Source organism: Deinococcus deserti VCD115 (assembly GCF_000020685.1).
Taxonomy (GTDB): Bacteria; Deinococcota; Deinococci; order Deinococcales; family Deinococcaceae; genus Deinococcus; species Deinococcus deserti.
The window spans coordinates 2,033,211-2,048,699 of sequence record NC_012526.1; the positions used below are offsets into that span (position 1 = coordinate 2,033,211).

A 15,489-nucleotide genomic window follows, 5' to 3' on the forward strand; every position below is an offset into this window, starting at 1 on the left:
CATGTCCAAATTTCTGATTCTGTCCGCTCTGCTTTTCGGCTCGGCATTGGCGCAGACCACCACTGCTCCGAGCACCACACCCGTGTCGGTTCCCGGAACAGTGCCAGCCTCCGTACAGAGTGATCTGGCAGCCCTGAAAACCTTCCTGGCTTCAGGCGGCAGAATTGAACTGCTGGGCATCAGCGGCACCGTGGTTGGCACTCTGAATGCCGACGGCACCGTGATGCTGACCGGGACCTCCACCCTGACAGACGTTGCAAGTGTACGTGCCACCGCGCCCAATGGCACGGCCACCACATACACTCTGGGCCGTGACCTGTCGAAGCCGGGAGCAATCAAGCTGCAGTGGACCCAGTCCAATGGCAAGGTTGCCTCACTGCCGCTGAGCGCCATCGTCAACCGGGCCAGCAAGTCTGCGGCCACCACAACCACTGACAGCGCCAAGGTCCAGGCGGCAAAGGCAAAGGCAGAAGCCAAAGCCAGAGCAGAAGCTGAAAACGCCCGTGCCAAAGCAGAAGCCGAGCAGACCAAAGCTGATGCGGACGAGGCCAGGGAACAGGAGAAGGCTGCCAAGTCTGAGCGCCCCACCAAGCCCGAGCGCCCGAACAACAAGAACTAAGTCCTGTTGTCCCACAGGCCCCGCTGAACTGACTCGGCGGGGCCCCTTTACACTTGGCCGTATGACAGATGCCCTGGAACTGACTTACGCACGCGAGGTCGCTGTGCAGGCCGCGAGGGCGGCAGGTGCGGTACACGCTGCTCATCTGGGACGTGTACAGACCGTGCGAACGAAGAGCACGTATGCGGATCTGGTAACAGAGGTCGACGGCGAGGCCGAGCGTGTGATCCGCGAAATAATTGCTGCTTCTTTCCCGGATCATGCGGTGCTGGGCGAGGAGGAAGGTCAGCAGGGTGAAAGCGAATTCCGCTGGGTCGTGGATCCGCTGGACGGCACTGTGAACTACGCTCACGGCTACCCGGTCTTCTGCTCGTCGGTGGCGCTGGAGGTGCGCGGCGTTCCCATGGTGGGAGCGGTGTACGACGTCGCCCGCGATGAGCTGTTCAGTGCGGTGCAGGGCCAGGGAGCCTTTCTCAACGGCTCGCCCCTCCGTGTAAGTCAGACCCCCAGCCTCACGACTCCAGCACTGGTGGCCACCGGGTTTCCTTACGACAGCAGCGGTGAGCGCAACCTGGCCCACGTCGCCAAGTTGCTGCGTCTTGGAGTGCCGGTGCGCCGCCCGGGCGCAGCGGCGCTGGACCTGTGCAACGTGGCCTGCGGGCGGATGGACGCCTACTGGGAACTGGGTCTGAAACCCTGGGACAGCGCGGCTGGCAGCCTGATCCTGCTGGAGGCCGGCGGCAGGGTGACCGATGGCAAAGGAGTTGACACGCCCTACGGCGAAATGATCGTTGCCACCAACGGTCTGTTGCATGGCGAACTGCTCGCTTTGCTGCAGGCAGACTGAGCATGCTGCCTGGGTTCCTGGTGCGGGGGAGCGTGACTCCAGGGGGCGCCTGCTCCCTGATCCTTGAAGCTGGACGTTGCCGCCGGGCACCGCTTCTCAGCGCCTTTGCTGTTCCCGAAACCCCCTGATGGTGTGGAATTCCGGTTGCTCCGTGAGCTGCGTGGTTAAAGATAAGTCTCGTCCCCCAACAGGCCTTAAGCCATTCGGCCCTGTGCAGCACAACGCCTGGAACGGCATGCTGTTCGGCCGGAGGGCAGGTAGATGGACCGCGTACTGAACATTCCAGAAACACGCCGCCTGGCAAAGACACCGCAGCTGGCGCTGCGTGACTGGCTGCGGCTGTGGCAGGGCCGGCAGTACGCGGCCATGGCCCGGCACATGCCGCTGCCGCTCCGGGCTGGGCAGCGCCCGGCGGCATCCGAACTGCGCCAGGCTTACCCGCCTGGGCTGCTGACCTTTGATCTTTTTCCTGGCTATGACACCGACGCCGCCGTCACGGTGATTCCAGCGCTGCTGACGCGTATGGATGACAACGAGACCCGTGCCCAGCTGTGGCGCTTCCGGATGATCTATCTGGACGAGGTGCACCAGCCGCTGGCACGGGGCCGCCAGGGTGGACGCTGGACCGTGCAGAGTGCCGCGCTGGTGCCTACCCCCTCATCTCCCAGTGTCCAGGCCTGAGACACGGCAGACTGGGCTGGTGACGCTGCCCGCCTTCGGCCATCCGTTCCGCGCGTACTCGCCGGCCGATTACGGCTTTCCGCTGCCTGACGGCCACCGTTTTCCGTACTACAAGTACGCCGGGGTGCGCGAACGGCTCCGGGAACTGCTGCCGGTGCTGGACACGCCGGCCCTGTCCTGGGCGGACGCCGGGCGGGTGCATGATCCGCTGTGGTTACGCCGCTGGCGGCGGGGCGAGGTAGACCGGGCTGAGGAACGCGCCTTCGGCCTGCCCTGGTCCGAGGGCGTGGTGGAGCGCGCCCGCCGGGCGGCTGGAGGCAGTCTAGCGGCGCTGCATGACGCCCTGGCGGTGGGCTGGGGAGGCAACCTCGCTGGGGGCACGCATCACGCCTTTCATGACCGCGCCGAGGGCTTCTGCCTGGTCAACGACGCCGCGATCCTGACCCGCTTCGCCCTGGATGAGGGGCTGGCCCGGCGGGTGGCTGTGGTGGACCTGGACGTCCATCAGGGCAACGGAACCGCTGCGCTGCTGAGGGCAGAACCGCAGGCGTTTACCCTCAGTATTCATGGCGAGCGCAACTACCCATTTCGCAAGGAGCAGAGTTCGCTTGACCTGGGCCTGGGCGACGGCGTGACCGACGCCGAATACCTGGAGGTGCTGCGCACCCGCGCCCTGCCTGCGCTTGATGCCTTCCGGCCCGACCTGCTGCTGTATCTGGCCGGCGCCGACGTCCTCGCTGGCGACCGCTTCGGGCGCTTCGCCCTGACGCTCTCCGGTGTGCGCGAGCGCAACCGCGTGGTGCTGTCCTGGGCCCAGGCAGCCGGCATTCCGGTCGTGACCATGATGGCTGGCGGCTACAACCAGGACCATGCCCTGACCATCGAGGCCCATGCCAGCGTGGTCCTCGACGCCTTGGAGCTTTATGCCTGAGTCTCCATCCGGGATTCTGCCCTGGGCGTAGAATGCCGGGCATGCGGATTCGTCTTGACCCCTGGCCAGTAGATATAGAAGATGGGCAGTTGGGGCTCAACGACTTCGGGGGAGTGCTGATTGATATCGAAACGCCGCGCTGGGCGGCCATTGCCGCCCGCCCCCTGCCCGAACGGCTGCACACTGTGTACGTGGTGGACGGCAAGCGGCGTATGGAGTCGCGGGTGTTCATCGAGGATGACCAGGGGACGGCGGGGCTCGGGGCGTTTGGGGCCTATGTGGTGGGCGCGGTGCGGCTGTGCCCGCACGGTTCCCGGCAGGCTGAGCTGATGGACGTGCGGGCGCGCCGGGTGCTGGCCCACGCGCCAGGGCTGCGTGTGGACCCCTGCTCGCTCTCGCCTCGCGATCCGCACACCGGTCAGCTGCAGTACACGCCGGTCGAGACCGACAGCGCTGAACCGCTGGCACCACTGCACAAACTGCAGAGCGTGATGCTTCAGGAAGAGCAGCTGCTGTCGCACGGCCTGGCCTCGCAGGTGCCGGCTGACGAGATGGACGACCGCGAGGCGCTGAGCGCCCTGACCCTGCAGGACGGCACGCTGCGCCGGGGCGGGGCAAAGTACAGTGGCGCGGTCGTGGGATACGTCAAGACCATGCAGACACAGTATCTGGGCGCTGACCGGATTGGCCTGCTGAGTACTCTGAAACCCGGGGAGCGCACACCGATCATGCACCTGAAGTCCGAAACCGGCAAAACCACCCGCTTTACCTGGTACGTGCGCCTGTGCGAGGCATCTTTTTACCAGCATCCCATGAGCGGCGTGATGCGCCTGGAGATGTACGCCCCGGAAGAACCCGACTTCCTGCCGCCGATTGTCCGGGCGGTGGCCAACCTGTCCGGCACGCTGCTGTGCCGCCTGGGAAGCACGGCCCACAAGGACCCCCGCGCACCTCAGAACCTGATTCCCACGGCCGCCCTGGAGCAGGCCATGGGCCGCGCGATGGGCAGCCCGGAACTGGTCACGCGGCGCATTCGCGCACACATCGCCCAGCAGCTGGGCCGTGAGGTGCTGGCGTGAGCGCGCCCTTTCCCGGCGGCACCGGCCCGGCCCGGATCGGCATGGTGCTGGGCACCGAGGACGCCACGCCGGTGTCGTTCTGGTTTGCGGTGATGCCGGGCGCCAGCGTGCAGATGGACGACCTGGTGGCCGTGCGTACCACCAAGCCTGACGGCAGCCCGGTGCACTTCTACGGCATCGTGGACCATGTCCGCACGCGGCACGAGGGCGTGAGCTTCGACAGCGACGTGCAGGACGTGATGGCAGGACTGCTGCCGGCCAGCGTCAGCTACGCCGCCCGGGTGCTGGTCACGCGCGTGGATCCGGAGGACTTTATTCCGCCCCAGCCCGGGGACGAGGTGCGTCACGCCCAGGGCGAGAGCCTGCGTCTGGCCCTCAGTGCCGACAAGATGGACTACGCCTTTGCCGGCGGGCTGCTGGCCGACGGGCAGGTGCTGCCCATCAACTATCAGTTCGTCAACGGCGAAAGCGGCGGGCACATCAACATCAGCGGAATCTCGGGCGTGGCGACCAAAACCAGTTACGCCCTGTTTCTGTTGCACAGCATCTTCCGGGGGGGAGTGCTTAACCAGCGCGGCGAGGGGCACAACACACGGGCCCTGATCTTTAACGTCAAGGGCGAGGACCTGCTGTTTCTGGATCAGCCCAACCGCCGCGTGGCTGAGAAGGAAGGCGCCGTACAGGGCCGCAAGGGCTGGTCTCAGGGCCGCTATTCACGTCTGGATCTGCCGGTCGAGCCTTTCCGTGACGTGCAGTTCCTGGCGCCGCCCAAAGGCGGGAGCGGCGACGCCATCGTGCCGGATGTCGAGCAGCGTTCCGACGGTGTCCTGCCTTTTGTCTTCACGCTGCGCGAGTTCTGCGCCGGGCGGATGCTGCCGTACGTGTTCTCGGACGCAGGCAGCAGTCTGAACCTGGGGTTCGTGATCGGCAACATTGAAGAAAAGTTGGCCCGGCTGGCCGCCGGAGACAGCGTTCCCTATCTGACCGTTGACGACTGGCAGCCCGAGCCCGATGTCCTGATCGACGAGGACGTGCGCTTCGACGAGATGGGCAAGACGCGCCTGCAAACTTTCTCGCAGCTGATCTCGTATCTGGAATACAAGCTGCTGGAACAAAACGACGGCGAAGGCGACCCAAGGTGGGTTCTGAAGCAGAACCAGGGCACCCTGCGGGCCTTTGTGCGCCGCCTGCGCGGCGTGCAGAAGCACCTCGCGCCGCTGGTGCGCGGGGATCTCAGCGCCGCGCAGGCCGAGCGTTACCGCCCGGACATCCTGCGCCGGGGCGTGCAGACCAGCGTGGTGGACCTGCACAAGCTTGGGGCTCACGCCCAGGGCTTCGTCGTGGGTGTGCTGCTGCGCAACCTCTTTGAGCACAAGGAGCGCTATGGCCGTCAGGACACGGTATTTGTGGTGCTCGACGAGCTGAACAAGTATGCCCCGCGCGAGGGCACCAGTCCCATCAAGGACGTGCTGCTCGACATTGCCGAGCGCGGACGCTCGCTGGGCATCATCCTGATCGGAGCGCAGCAGACCGCCAGTGAAGTCGAACGGCGTATCGTCAGCAACGCCGCCATCCGGGTGGTCGGGCGGCTGGACCTGGCGGAGGCGGAGCGGCCCGAGTACCGCTTCCTGCCGCAAAGTTTCCGGGGCCGCGCCGGGATTCTGCAGCCCGGCACCATGCTCGTCAGCCAGCCGGACGTGCCCAACCCGGTGCTGGTCAATTACCCCTTTCCAGCCTGGGCGACCCGCCGCGACGAGGTGGATGACGTGGGCGGCAGAGCAGTCGAAGAAATCGGCGAGGACTGGCTGAGGTAAGCGGCGTGGCCAGCGTTTTGATTACCGGCATGTCTGGCAGCGGCAAGTCGACCCTGATTGGTGCATTCGCTGCCCGTGGGCTGCGGGCCATCGACACTGACAGTGACGAGTGGAGCATGTGGTCTCACGACGAAACCGGCCGCCCGGACTGGGTGTGGCGCGAGGACCAGATGCACGCGCTGCTTGACCAGCAGAGGACAGGTTCCCTCTTCGTGTGCGGCTGCAAGACCAATCAGGGCAGGTTCTACCGCCGCTTCGACCAGGTGGTGCTGCTGAGCGCACCTCTGCCGGTCCTCCTTCAGCGGATTGCTCAAAGGACCGGCAACCCATATGGCAAGAGCCCAGAGGAACGGGCCCTGATCCTGGAACACGTCGCGGTGGTTGAACCGCTGCTGCGTGCCAGCGCCGACGTCGAACTGAACTCGTCGTTGTATTCCGTGGACGAGCTGACAGACCTGCTGGTGGCTCTGGGCTCTCAGGAACAGGTACCCCGCCGCCTATAACTGTCCGGAGCAGTACACTTCCTGCCGTGTCGTCCCTGCTCAGCTTTAGCGCCACAATGGGTCGTCTGGACGCTGTGCTGGCTGCATTGTCCGGCGCCAGCCGCTCGCAGGTGGCGGCCTGGATCGCGGGCGGCCATGTGAAGGTGGAAGGCCAGCCGGTGACCAAGGTCAGCCTGAAACTGCGCGGGGGTGAACGAATTGACGTTTCCCCTCCCGCGTTGCCTGACGCCCGGGTGGAGGCAGAAGACCTTCCGCTGGACGTGATCTATGAGGATGATTATCTGATTGCCGTGAACAAACCGCCCGGCATGGTCACGCACCCGGCTCCCGGTGTTCTGAGCGGCACCCTGGTCAACGCCCTCCTGGGACGCATGCCGCTGCCAGAGCAGCCGGACTACGACAGCGAGGCTGGATACCGCCCGGGCATCGTGCACCGGCTGGACAAGGACACCAGCGGCGTGATCGTGGTGGCCAAAACAGTCGGGGCGCATGCGCGTCTGGCGGCCGCGTTCAAGGACCGTGAAACACGCAAGACCTACCTCGCCATCGCGGCAGGACAGTGGCGCGCCGACGGCCCGGCAAGGGTGGAGGCGCCGATCGGCCGACACCCGGTGCAGCGCCAGCGCATGACCGTTGGCGGGGCAAACCCCCGTGAAGCGCAGACCCTCTTTACGCCACTTGCCGCTCACCCCGACGGTCACGGCAGAACGCTGGCCCTGGTCCGCGCCCAGCCGCGCACCGGACGCACCCATCAGATCCGGGTGCATCTGGCGCATCTGGGCAGCCCGATCCTGGGTGACGCGGTTTATGGCCGCTCCAGCGAGACCATGCTCCGGCACGCGCTGCACGCCCACTTTCTGTCCGTCCCACATCCGGGAACCGGCAGGTTGCTTCATCTGCACGCGCCCGCTCCGGACGACATGCTGAACGCCTGGATCGCCCTGGGCGGAGCCATGCCTTCTGACCTGGAGGAGCCGCCCCGGTCAGAGTAGGCCTCCGGCAAGCTGCGTCCAGCCCTGAACTCTCCTAAGCAATGCCATCAAATCAACAAGTCGCCTTAAGTATGGATCCCGGCGCTGAAGGCCGGAACACTGATTTCCCTGCCCCTGGCTGCGTAGCTGGTTGCCAGGCTTGCTGAAACTCCAGGCCTCGCTCAGAAATGGCTGGCTCCCCAACCTCTACCGACGCACCGTCAGAACTGCGCCTCTCACCACGTTCAGCAGGAACGGAAGATTAGGGCTGTGCAGGGCTTGCAAACTTAGAACCGATAATGTATAATATCTATTCGTGCGCCCTGCGGGAAAGACCCGCAAGGCTGGAGAGTGCCCCCCCACTCAAGGACGAGCTTTCAAGGATTGAAGGCGTTTGGAGTTCTGCAGGGGACTTTCCCGAAAGGACTACAAATGAACTTTGATCAACTGATTGCGCCCGAACTTGCGGCGCGTCTCGCCGAACGTGGTATTACCGAAGCCAGCCCTATTCAGGCTGAAAGCCTGCCCCTGACCCTCGCCGGCAGGGACATGATTGGCCGCGCCCGTACGGGTACCGGCAAGACGCTGGCCTTCGCCCTGCCCATCATTCAGAAGCTCGAACCCAGCCGTGAGCGTGCGCGTCCGCCCCGCGCCATCGTGGTGGCCCCGACCCGCGAACTGGCCAAGCAGGTTGCCGAGGAATTCAGCAAGAGCGGCGTGGGCCTGACCACCGTCACCGTGTATGGTGGCGCCAGCTACGCTCCTCAGGAAAATGCCCTGCGCCGTGGCGTGGACGTGGTCGTGGGGACGCCCGGCCGTCTGATCGACCACCTGGAGCGCGGCAACCTGGACCTCAGCGCCGTGGAATTCGCGGTGCTTGACGAGGCCGACGAGATGCTCAGTGTGGGCTTTGCCGACGCCATCGAAACCATCCTGCAGAAAACCCCCGACAGCCGTCAGACCATGCTGTTCAGCGCCACGCTGAACAACGACATCAACCGTCTGTCCCGCAACTACCTGCGCGAGCCGGTCATTGTGGACATGGTGGGCGAAGGCAAGAGTCAGGCGGCCCAGACGGTCGAGCACCTCAAGGTCAGGGTTGGGCGCAGCCGTACCCGCGTACTGGCCGACCTGCTGACCATCTACAACCCCGAAAAAGCCATCGTGTTCACACGCACCAAGCGTGAAGCCGACGAACTGGCCAACGAACTGATTCACCGCGGCCTGGAAGCCGAGGCGCTGCACGGCGACCTCGCGCAGAGCCAGCGTGAGCGTGCCCTGGGTGCCTTCCGCAGTGGTCGTGTGGGCGTGCTGGTTGCTACTGACGTGGCAGCGCGCGGCCTGGACATCCCTGAGGTTGACCTGGTGGTGCAGTACCACCTGCCCCAGGATCCCGAAAGCTACGTGCACCGCTCGGGCCGTACCGGCCGCGCTGGCCGCACCGGCACCGCGATCATCATGTACGGTGACCGCGAGAACCGCGAAGTGATGGGCCTGGAGCGCATTACCGGCGTGCGATTCATCGAGCGTCCCCTGCCTACCCCCAAGGAAGTGCAGGCAGCCAGCGCCAAGACCAGCGCCGACATGGTCCGCAAGGTGGACAGTGGCGTCGCCGCAACCTTCCAGGCAGAAGCCGAGCGTCTGTTCAGCGAACTGGGCCTGGAAGCCCTGACCCGCGCCCTGGCCAAGATCAGCGGTGTGACCGAGCCCACCAAGGCTGCCAGCCTGCTCAGCGGTGAAGAAGGTCTGACCACGCTGATCCTGCACGGCGAGCGCATGAGCATTGCGCGCACCGTGGCTCTGCTGGCCCGCGCCGGCGACGTCGACACGCGCCGTCTGGGCAAGGTTCGCCAGTGGCGCGGCGGCACCGTCGCCGACGTTCCCAGCGAATACCTGCAGAAGCTTCTTGCAGCCAACCCCCTCGAGGGCGAAGTCCAGATCGAAGTCGCGCAGGAACTGCCTGAACTGTTCGAGCAGGCTGTCCGTGAACGCCGTGAAGGTGGCTACCAGGGCGGCAACCGTGGCACCCGTGATGAGGGTGGCTACCGTGGTGGCAACCGCGGTGGTGGCCAGGGTCAGGGCCGCTGGAGCCGTGGCGAGCGTGGTGACGGCGGCGGTCGTGGCGACAACCGTGGCGGTGCCCGCAGCGGTGGCCAGAGCCAGGGCAACCGCAGCAGCCAGGGCAACCAGGGTCAGAGCCGCACCCGTGACGATTTCAGCGACCGCGAATTCCGCGGCTGAATTTCTTCTCTGAATCCAGTCCCCTGCCATAAGGCAGGGGGCTTTTTCCTACTGTGCTTGTGGCGAGCTCACCGGGCCGGGCCCTGCTGATATCTAGACGCAAATGCCTGGAGTGGTCCCGTACCCCCTAAGGTGGGCATATGAGTGCGAACCTTGTGGTCGTAATTCTTAGCATCGGGGGAGTCCGAGGCTAGGCGTTATCGCCGCGCACGCACCCCCCCGCCCGAAGTGGCGGGGGTTTTTCATAGGAGGGCAACATGGGGCAATCGAATGGGCCAGGAGACAGCCGCAGAGAAATGAATGGCGCAGGAGCACTGTGGGCCACGCTGGCCAATCATGGCATTACCACTGTATTCGGCTATCCCGGTGGGGCCATCATGCCGGTGTACGACGCGCTGACCTTCTACCCAGAAGTGCGCCATGTCCTGGCCCGCCACGAGCAGGGTGCGATTCACGCGGCCGAGGGCTGGGCCAAGGCCACGGGCGAAATCGGGGTATGTATCGCCACCTCGGGGCCCGGAGCGACAAACCTGGTGACCGGTCTGGCCGACGCCATGCTCGACAGCGTGCCGCTGCTGGCCATTACCGGCAACGTGGCGCGGCACCTGATGGGCACCGACGCCTTTCAGGAAGCCGACATCACCGGGATCACCCTGCCGATCACCAAACACAACTACGTGGTGCGGGAGGTCAGCGAATTGCCCCGCGTGATCGCTGAGGCGATCCGGATTGCCCGGAGCGGCCGCCCCGGGCCGGTACTGGTGGACATTCCCAAAGACATTCAGCTGGCCGCTTTTGCCGGTGAGATTCCGGTGCCCCATGCCCGCCCCGAAGCGCCCCAGCCTCTTCCCGAGGTGGTGGCGCGCGCCCAGGAACTGCTGCGCTCGGCCCAGCGCCCGGTCATGATGCTGGGCGGCGGAACGGTGGACGCCGCACCGGAACTCACGGCCCTGGCCCGCGCCTGGGACATTCCCGTGATCACCACCCTGATGGGTCTGGGGTCCTTCCCGTCCAGCGATCCCCTGTGGCTGGGCATGCCAGGAATGCACGGCAGCGTGGCAGCCAACCGCGCCATCAGCGAGGCGGACGTGCTGCTGGGCATCGGACTGCGTTTTGACGACCGCGTGACTGGACGCGTCAACGGCTTTGCGCCCAAGGCCAGCATCATTCACGTGGACCTCGACGCCGCCGAGATCGGCAAGATCGTCCGCACCCACCTGCCGGTGCGCTCCGATGCGCGTGAGGCTGCGCTGGCGCTGACCGAAGGCGCGCAGAAACTCGAGCGGCCCGAATGGCGCGCCCAGATCGAGGAATGGAAGTCCCGCACCGTCATGCCCGAGCACTGGGGCGCAGGCTACGCCGTGAAGGCTGTCGTGGACCGCCTCGAGCCCGACGACATTCTGAGCAGCGACGTGGGACAGCACCAGATGCTGGCCGCACAGCTCGCCCGCTTTGAGAAGCCGCGCCGCTGGATCAACTCCGGCGGATTGGGCACCATGGGCTTCGGCTTTCCCGCAGCCATCGGAGCCGGCATGGCCGAGCCCGGCGTGCGCAGCGTGGTTATCGCTGGGGACGGCGGCTTTCAGATGACCCTGCAGGAACTGGCCACGTTGAAGATGTACGACATCCGCAACGTGAAGATCTGCATCATCAACAACAGCTTCCTGGGTATGGTGCGCCAGTGGCAGGAACTGTTCCACGAGAAACGCTACAGCGAGGTCTGGCTGGGCGACAGCAACCCGGATTTCGTGAAACTGGCTGAGGCCTACAACGTGCCCGGCTACCGCGCCAGCAATGCCGAGGAACTCCCCGCTGCAATCGACGCGTGGCTGAATGATCCGCACAGCGCCCTGCTGGAAGTGGTGGTGCCCAACGAACACGGCGTGTTCCCGATGGTGCCCGCCGGCGCGGCCCTGTACGAGATGATCGAGACCGAGGCGAAAGCTGTCAGCGCTGAACCGACGACTTCACCGACCACTGCCGCAGCCACAGAGGAGGCGAAGCGCGCATGACATCCGAGACTTTCCAGCCGCAGGATCACCTGATCTCTATTCTGGTGCGCGACGAGCCGCGTGTACTGACGCGCATTACTGCGCTGTTCGGCCGGCGTGGCTACAACATCCGCAGCCTCAGCGTCGGCAACACCGAGCACCCTGGCGTCAGCCGCATGACGATTGTGGTCAGTGGGGACCGCGGAGTGGTGGAGCAGGCCATCAAGCAGCTTGAGAAGCTGCACGACGTGGTGCGCATCATCGATCACAGCCTCGAAAAATACGTGGACCGGGAGATGGTCCTGGTCAAAGTCAGCCTCACGCCTGAAACCCGGGTAGAAGTTCGCCAGATTGCCGAGGACTTCCGCAGCCGTATCGTGGATGTGGGCCGTCACGCCCTGACCTTCGAGGTGACCGGCGACGAGGGCAAAATCACGGCTTTCATCGAGCAGATGCGCCCGTTCGGCATTCTGGAAACCATGCGTACCGGCCGGGTGGCGCTGACGCGGGGCAGCAACGCCGACATTCCGACCCAGGTGTATTCCGGCGATTCTGCAGCTCTGACGCCAGCCGTCGAGCCGCGTGAGGAAAAGGCCCGTGGCGTGCCGAATCTGTTCTGAGGACGGCAGGTTCGCCGTTCCCCTCTAGCCGACAATCTCATTGAAATCACTTTTCTGTAGGAGAATTCAGCATGGCTGCAAAAATGTTCTACGACCGCGACGTTTCCCTCTCCCCTATCGAAAACAAACTGATCGCCATCATCGGGTATGGCTCTCAGGCGCATGCACACGCTCAGAACCTGCGCGACACCGGTCTGAACGTTGTGGTGGGACTGCGCGAAGGCAGCGCCAGCCGGGCCAAAGCCGAGCAGGCCGGGCTGCGTGTGGCCAGCATCGAAGACGCCACCCGCGAGGCTGACGTCGTGATGCTGCTGATTCCCGACGAGAACCAGCCCAAAGTGTATGAGGAGAGCGTCGCCCCGCACCTGACTGAAGGCAAGGCGCTGGCCTTTGGCCACGGTTTCAACGTGCACTTCGGGCGTATCAAGCCGCCCGCCGGGGTGGACGTGTTCCTGGTGGCCCCCAAGGGCCCGGGACACATGCTGCGCCGCGTGTACGCCGACGGCGCAGGCATGCCCGGCATCTTCGCCGTGGCACAGGACGCCAGCGGACAGGCACGCGACATCGCACTGGCCTACGCACGCGGCATCGGCTGCACCCGCGCGGGTGTGCTGGAAACCACTTTCAAGGAAGAGACCGAAACCGACCTGTTCGGCGAGCAGAGCGTGCTGTGCGGTGGCGTGACCAGCCTGATCCAGGCGGGCTTCGAGACCCTGGTGGAAGCCGGTTACCAGCCGGAGATCGCTTACTTCGAAACGCTGCACGAGGTCAAGCTGATCGTGGACCTGATCTACGAGAAGGGCTTCGAAGGCATGCGCCACAGCATCTCCAACACCGCCGAGTTCGGTGACTATGTGACCGGACCGCGCATGGTCACGGAGCAGACCAAGGCCGAGATGAAGAACGTGCTTTCGGACATTCAGACAGGCAAGTTTGCCGAGCGCTTCATCCAGGACGCCGAAAGCGGCTTCCCCTTTATGAACGAGCAGCGCGGCAAGATGCGCGACCATCAGCTGGAAACCGTCGGCAAGGAACTGCGCGACATGATGCCCTTTATTTCCAAGAAGGAACTCGAAGTCTGAGCCTGAAGTAGGCACACGCAGAGCAGGGACTGGACGAAGGGGCAGTGGAGACACTGCTCCTCGTTGCTGTCTTACGTACGCTTCTCCTCAGGATGAAGGCACACCCACAGGCTGGGCAGGCACCCCAGTGGAACTCCTGTCCTGAACGTAGGCGTTCCGTGCAGTCTCTTTTTGGAATTGGCAGTGAATATGCCTGGCAACAGCGGCTGGTCTGACGTCCTCAGGCGTGGATCCAGCATATCCAGAGGCAGGCCACGCGTGCCTAAGCTCATGCTCGGGATAAGCCTGCGGGGGCGGGGTGAAAACGTGAGCCGTGCTGTCAGGCGACGACAGCGCAGCTCATGACCTGCTATCCCAGTGTTCGCCTCTCCACTCTTCCAGACACGGTTCAGCACCGCGCCTGTTCCGGCTGAAATCTTCCTCGCGGCAGACCAGACCTGGGCTATGGTTTCGTCCGCAGCCAGGAGCTCTTCCAAGAATAGGTCTGGCTGAAACCAAGTTACTGGAGAAGAGCCATGCCCATTCTGTCTATGCGTCCGCCTTCCATGTTTCCGGGTTCGCTCACCCTTGGGGGTCTGTGCCTGAGTGCCCTGTGCATCAGCGCGCTGTGCCTGAACTCCATTGCGTCCGCCGCTACACCTTCCGTGCCCAGTAAGGCGCGTCAGCTGGCGCTGCTCAAGGTGAGCGCACTGGCACACGCCACGGTCAGTGACGCTGCTCTGGCAGCCTCCCAGCCGCAAACACAGGTCGTTACCCTGAAAGCCGACTACCTGTACAAGCGCGATGTCAGTATGAAGGTCTATGACCTCGACACCTTCCTGAAAGCGCGGATTCCCAACGTCCAGGAGCTTGCCAGACAGGGCGCCCAGGTCATGTGAGGATGACCCGATATGGCGTAGATGGAGATAAGCCCTCACGATAGGAGGCACCATCATGACTGATCGCAGAATCCACACCGCCGAGTTCAAGCGAGACGCAGTGCAGCTTGCTCGAACGAGCGGCAACCTGTCGGGCACCGCGCGTGACCTGGGCATCAACAGCTCCCTGCTGCGCAAATGGATGAATGCTGAGCAGGAGAAGGGCGAGTTGGCATTCCCTGGTCAGGGCAAACAGCTCCTCACTCCAGAGCAACAGGAGATACAACGGCTTCGCAAGGAGAACGAAATCCTGCGACAGGAGCGCGAGATCCTAAAAAAGGCGGCAGCCTTCTTCGCCAAAGAAACCACACGCTGAGGTATGAATTCATCCAAGATCAACGCCCCGAGTACCGCCTGGACCTGCTGTGCCGGGTGCTGGAGGTCTCGGTGAGCGGGTACCACAGCTGGCGAAGAAGGCCGATCTGCGACCGCAAGGAAGAGGATGCGCTGCTCGAGCAGCGCATCCAGGAAGTGCATCAACGTAGTAAACGCCGCTATGGGGCGCCACGCATTCACGCGGAGTTGCACGCTGGAGGAGTGCGCGTGTCCCGCAAGCGGGTGGCGCGTCTGATGCGTGCCAGTGGTCTGCGGGCCAAGGGAAAGCGCCGCTGGGTGCGGACCACGGAGAGCAGTCACACCATGGCCGTCTGCCCGAACCTGCTTGAGCGGCGGTTCGAGGTCTCGCAGCCGAACCAGGTCTGGGCGTCGGACCTGACGTATCTGCCCACGAAAGAGGGCTGGCTGTATCTCGCAGTCACCTTAGACCTGCATTCGCGAGCCGTGGTGGGTTACGCGATGGACATGCAGATGCCAGCCACCTTGCCACTGGCGGCCCTTCAGATGGCTGCTGGCCGACGTCTTCCGCCACCAGGCCTCCTTCATCACAGCGACAGGGGCAGTCAATACGCGAGTGGCATCTTTCAGGCAGAACTGGCCCGCATGCGGGCCAGGGGCAGTATGAGTCGTAAGGGGGATTGTTGGGACAACGCCGTGGTGGAAAGCTTCTTCAGCTCCCTGAAAAGGGAGTTGCTGGAGGACACCATCTTTGAGACCCGGGACGTGGCCCGACAAGCCGTATTTGAATTCATCGAGGTCTTCTACAACCGTCAGCGTCGTCACTCGTCTCTTGGGTACTTGACGCCCCTGGAGTTCGAACGCCAAGCTACAGCTGCTTAACTTCAGCTACGCAATAT

14 protein-coding genes are annotated in these 15,489 nt (G+C 64.3%); all 14 read left to right on the forward strand.

The annotated features are described in order from the left end of the window. Position 1 precedes the first annotated feature (1 nt). Positions 2–619 (forward strand): hypothetical protein, encoded by a 618-nt coding sequence (locus DEIDE_RS09615; RefSeq protein ID WP_012693766.1) that lies wholly within the window; start codon positions 2–4, stop codon positions 617–619. Positions 620–680: 61 nt separating this feature from the next. After that, positions 681–1,466, forward strand: coding sequence for an inositol monophosphatase family protein (locus DEIDE_RS09620; RefSeq protein ID WP_012693767.1), 786 nt, complete (start codon positions 681–683; stop codon positions 1,464–1,466). Positions 1,467–1,727: 261 nt separating this feature from the next. Then, positions 1,728–2,147 (forward strand): hypothetical protein, encoded by a 420-nt coding sequence (locus tag DEIDE_RS09625; protein WP_012693768.1) that lies wholly within the window; start codon positions 1,728–1,730, stop codon positions 2,145–2,147. 19 nt (positions 2,148–2,166) lie between these two features. Continuing rightward, positions 2,167–3,078: a histone deacetylase family protein gene (locus tag DEIDE_RS09630; RefSeq protein WP_012693769.1), complete on the forward strand. Its 912-nt coding sequence runs from the start codon at positions 2,167–2,169 to the stop codon at positions 3,076–3,078. 32 nt (positions 3,079–3,110) lie between these two features. Continuing rightward, positions 3,111–4,157, forward strand: coding sequence for a DNA double-strand break repair nuclease NurA (locus DEIDE_RS09635; RefSeq protein WP_012693770.1), 1,047 nt, complete (start codon positions 3,111–3,113; stop codon positions 4,155–4,157). Positions 4,158–4,198: 41 nt separating this feature from the next. Next, a complete protein-coding gene (locus tag DEIDE_RS09640) occupies positions 4,199–5,971 on the forward strand; it encodes an ATP-binding protein (protein ID WP_041227553.1) in 1,773 nt (590 codons plus the stop codon). A 5-nt stretch (positions 5,972–5,976) separates the two neighbouring features. After that, positions 5,977–6,474: an AAA family ATPase gene (locus DEIDE_RS09645; RefSeq protein ID WP_012693772.1), complete on the forward strand. Its 498-nt coding sequence runs from the start codon at positions 5,977–5,979 to the stop codon at positions 6,472–6,474. A 56-nt stretch (positions 6,475–6,530) separates the two neighbouring features. Then, complete coding sequence (locus tag DEIDE_RS09650; protein ID WP_049760524.1) at positions 6,531–7,466, forward strand: RluA family pseudouridine synthase; 936 nt, start codon at positions 6,531–6,533, stop codon at positions 7,464–7,466. Positions 7,467–7,877: 411 nt separating this feature from the next. Further along, positions 7,878–9,686 carry a DEAD/DEAH box RNA helicase gene (locus DEIDE_RS09655; protein WP_012693774.1) on the forward strand — a complete coding sequence of 603 codons (1,809 nt, stop codon included), beginning with the start codon at positions 7,878–7,880 and terminating at the stop codon, positions 9,684–9,686. Positions 9,687–9,943: 257 nt separating this feature from the next. Next, positions 9,944–11,698 (forward strand): biosynthetic-type acetolactate synthase large subunit, encoded by a 1,755-nt coding sequence (ilvB, locus tag DEIDE_RS09660; protein ID WP_012693775.1) that lies wholly within the window; start codon positions 9,944–9,946, stop codon positions 11,696–11,698. Further along, positions 11,695–12,297, forward strand: coding sequence for an acetolactate synthase small subunit (ilvN, locus tag DEIDE_RS09665; protein WP_012693776.1), 603 nt, complete (start codon positions 11,695–11,697; stop codon positions 12,295–12,297). Before ilvB ends, ilvN begins: the two co-directional genes overlap by 4 nt. A gap of 71 nt (positions 12,298–12,368) precedes the next feature. Beyond that, complete coding sequence (gene ilvC, locus DEIDE_RS09670; protein ID WP_012693777.1) at positions 12,369–13,379, forward strand: ketol-acid reductoisomerase; 1,011 nt, start codon at positions 12,369–12,371, stop codon at positions 13,377–13,379. A 515-nt stretch (positions 13,380–13,894) separates the two neighbouring features. Further along, positions 13,895–14,257, forward strand: a complete 363-nt coding sequence (locus DEIDE_RS09675) for a hypothetical protein (protein WP_012693778.1) — start codon at positions 13,895–13,897, stop codon at positions 14,255–14,257. Positions 14,258–14,312: 55 nt separating this feature from the next. Next, a protein-coding gene (locus tag DEIDE_RS09685) for an IS3-like element ISDds1 family transposase (RefSeq protein WP_162485438.1) occupies positions 14,313–15,472 on the forward strand; the annotation gives its coding sequence in 2 pieces (ribosomal slippage) (positions 14,313–14,568 and positions 14,568–15,472; 1,161 coding nt in all). Positions 15,473–15,489: the final 17 nt, after the last annotated feature.

Coding starts and splice junctions, on each gene's coding strand:
- ilvC (WP_012693777.1), top strand. CDS start 12,369: ATGGCTGCAAAAATGTTCTACGACCGCGACGTTTCCCTCTCCCCTATC.
- DEIDE_RS09640 (WP_041227553.1), top strand. CDS start 4,199: ATGGTGCTGGGCACCGAGGACGCCACGCCGGTGTCGTTCTGGTTTGCG.
- ilvB (WP_012693775.1), top strand. CDS start 9,944: ATGGGGCAATCGAATGGGCCAGGAGACAGCCGCAGAGAAATGAATGGC.
- DEIDE_RS09635 (WP_012693770.1), top strand. CDS start 3,111: ATGCCGGGCATGCGGATTCGTCTTGACCCCTGGCCAGTAGATATAGAA.
- DEIDE_RS09620 (WP_012693767.1), top strand. CDS start 681: ATGACAGATGCCCTGGAACTGACTTACGCACGCGAGGTCGCTGTGCAG.
- ilvN (WP_012693776.1), top strand. CDS start 11,695: ATGACATCCGAGACTTTCCAGCCGCAGGATCACCTGATCTCTATTCTG.
- DEIDE_RS09615 (WP_012693766.1), top strand. CDS start 2: ATGTCCAAATTTCTGATTCTGTCCGCTCTGCTTTTCGGCTCGGCATTG.
- DEIDE_RS09625 (WP_012693768.1), top strand. CDS start 1,728: ATGGACCGCGTACTGAACATTCCAGAAACACGCCGCCTGGCAAAGACA.
- DEIDE_RS09655 (WP_012693774.1), top strand. CDS start 7,878: ATGAACTTTGATCAACTGATTGCGCCCGAACTTGCGGCGCGTCTCGCC.
- DEIDE_RS09650 (WP_049760524.1), top strand. CDS start 6,531: ATGGGTCGTCTGGACGCTGTGCTGGCTGCATTGTCCGGCGCCAGCCGC.
- DEIDE_RS09675 (WP_012693778.1), top strand. CDS start 13,895: ATGCCCATTCTGTCTATGCGTCCGCCTTCCATGTTTCCGGGTTCGCTC.